This window comes from Ruegeria sp. AP7, from assembly GCF_056539905.1.
In genome coordinates, this window is record NZ_JBQFVT010000029.1 from 1 (window position 1) to 2,500 (window position 2,500).

1 tRNA gene and 2 rRNA genes (1 of these 3 cut by a window edge) are annotated in these 2,500 nt (G+C 54.1%); all 3 read right to left on the minus strand.

The window, feature by feature from the left end:
• Positions 1-90: 90 nt before the first annotated feature.
• Positions 91-167, minus strand: a tRNA-Met gene (locus ACR0KN_RS22255).
• 89 nt (positions 168-256) lie between these two features.
• Positions 257-371 (minus strand): 5S ribosomal RNA (gene rrf, locus ACR0KN_RS22260).
• A 195-nt stretch (positions 372-566) separates the two neighbouring features.
• Positions 567-2,500, minus strand: a 23S ribosomal RNA gene (locus tag ACR0KN_RS22265) (it continues 932 nt past the right edge of the window).

The following is a 2,500-nucleotide window of genomic DNA, read 5'->3' on the forward strand; positions in this document are numbered from 1 at the left end:
GGTTATGAGCCTGACGAGGTGAAGAGGTTAAGCAATTGAACCGTGTGATCAATTGTAGTCTGAACGGGCTGTACTGAGATTTTCTGACGCTGGTTGCGGGAGTAGGATTTGAACCTACGACCTTCAGGTTATGAGCCTGACGAGCTACCGGGCTGCTCCATCCCGCGACACTTAGCGTTGGTCTACCGCCTATTCGGCTACTTGAGACCGGGTAGTGTACTTTTCATCGTTTTAGAGAGAAGGGGGATTTTACTAGGTTTGGCGGTGACCTACTCTCCCGGGGCTTAAGCCCAAGTACCATTGGCGCGGCAGTGCTTAACTTCCGGGTTCGGGATGGGACCGGGTGTTTCACTTGCGCTATGACCACCAAACCGAGGAAAATCCCCGTCGCTCTTTTTGCAGTGCAAAAAGGCGACGCGCGGCAGGCAGCGTATTCGGTTGCGAATGCGCGTTGCCACTCGGTTGTGTTTCAATCAACACCGTCGCTGTTTTGCGTAGCAAATGCGACGTAATTGTCCAACTCAAGGTCAGTGTATGCTTTTGATTTTGTCTTTCCATTACTGGATCAAATCAAGCCTATCGGGCGATTAGTACCGGTCAACTGAACGCATTACTGCGCTTACATCTCCGGCCTATTGACGTGGTGGTCTTCCACGGCCCTCAGGGAGACCTTGTTTTGAGGGGGGCTTCCCGCTTAGATGCCTTCAGCGGTTATCCTGTCCGATCATAGCTACCCAGCACTGCCGTTGGCACGACAACTGGTCCACCAGTGGATCGTTCACCCCGGTCCTCTCGTACTAGGGGCAACTCCTCTCAAGTCTCCTACACCCACGGCAGATAGGGACCGAACTGTCTCACGACGTTCTAAACCCAGCTCACGTACCTCTTTAAACGGCGAACAGCCGTACCCTTGGGACCTGCTCCAGCCCCAGGATGAGATGAGCCGACATCGAGGTGCCAAACACTGCCGTCGATATGGACTCTTGGGCAGTATCAGCCTGTTATCCCCGGCGTACCTTTTATCCGTTGAGCGATGGCCCTTCCACTCGGGACCACCGGATCACTATGGCCGTCTTTCGACTCTGCTCGACTTGTCAGTCTTGCAGTCAGGCTGGCTTCTGCCATTGCACTCAACGAGCGATTTCCGACCGCTCTGAGCCAACCTTCGCGCGCCTCCGTTACGCTTTAGGAGGCGACCGCCCCAGTCAAACTACCCGCCACGCAGGGTCCCGGATCCGGATAACGGACCGCGGTTAGACATCAAGAGTGCGAAGGGTGGTATCTCAAGGGAGGCTCCACGGATACTTGCGTTTCCGCTTCAAAGCCTACCACCTATCCTGCACATCACAATCCTGATGCCAGTGCGAAGCTGTAGTAAAGGTGCACGGGGTCTTTCCGTCTAACCGCGGGAAGCCTGCATCTTGACAGGCAATTCAATTTCGCTGAGTCGATGTTGGAGACAGCGGGGAAGTCGTTACGCCATTCGTGCAGGTCGGAACTTACCCGACAAGGAATTTCGCTACCTTAGGACCGTTATAGTTACGGCCGCCGTTTACCTGGGCTTCAATTCAAGGCTCTCACCTCTCCTTTTAACCTTCAGGCACCGGGCAGGCGTCAGACCCTATACGTCGTCTTGCGACTTCGCAGAGCCCTGTGTTTTTAATAAACAGTCGCCACCCCCTGGTTTGTGCCCCCAGCCCCTAGTTGCCTAGGAACCGGGCCTCCTTCTCGCGAACTTACGGAGGTATTTTGCCGAGTTCCTTCAACATCGTTCTCTCAAGCGCCTTGGTATGCTCTACCAGTCCACCTGTGTCGGTTTAGGGTACGGTCTGATGGAGGGCTATTTCCAGGAACCACTCAGCAGCCCAATCAATCCGATAAGATTGAACTACACCTGTGATCCGTCACATCCTCCTGGCCTAGGAATATTAACCTAGTTCCCATCGCCTACGCCTTTCGGCCTCGGCTTAGGGGCCGGCTTACCCTGCTCAGATTAGCTTTAAGCAGGAACCCTTGGACTTTCGGCGAGAGTGTCTCTCACACTCTTTGTCGCTACTCATGTCATCATTCTCACTAGTGATCTCTCCACCGGATGGCTCACGCCCCGGCTTCATCGAAAGAACCTATGTCTGCGCTACCGCCTATTCGGCTACTTGAGCGCGATTACTCGCGCCGCATAACCGGCGGCAATATAGACAAGGTTCTATGTCACACTACGCTCTGCTACCGATGCTTACGCATCCCTAGACTTCGGCTCATGGCTTGAGCCCCGTTACATCTTCGCCGCAGGACAACTTATTTAGACCAGTGAGCTGTTACGCTATCTTTAAAGGATGGCTGCTTCTAAGCCAACCTCCTGGTTGTTTTGGTCGTCCCACCTGCTTTCCCACTTAGCCATGAATTGGGGGCCTTAGTCGTAGGTCAGGGTTGTTTCCCTCTCCACTACGGACGTTAGCATCCGCAGTGTGTCTGCCATCTAGTACTCCCGGGTATTCGGAGT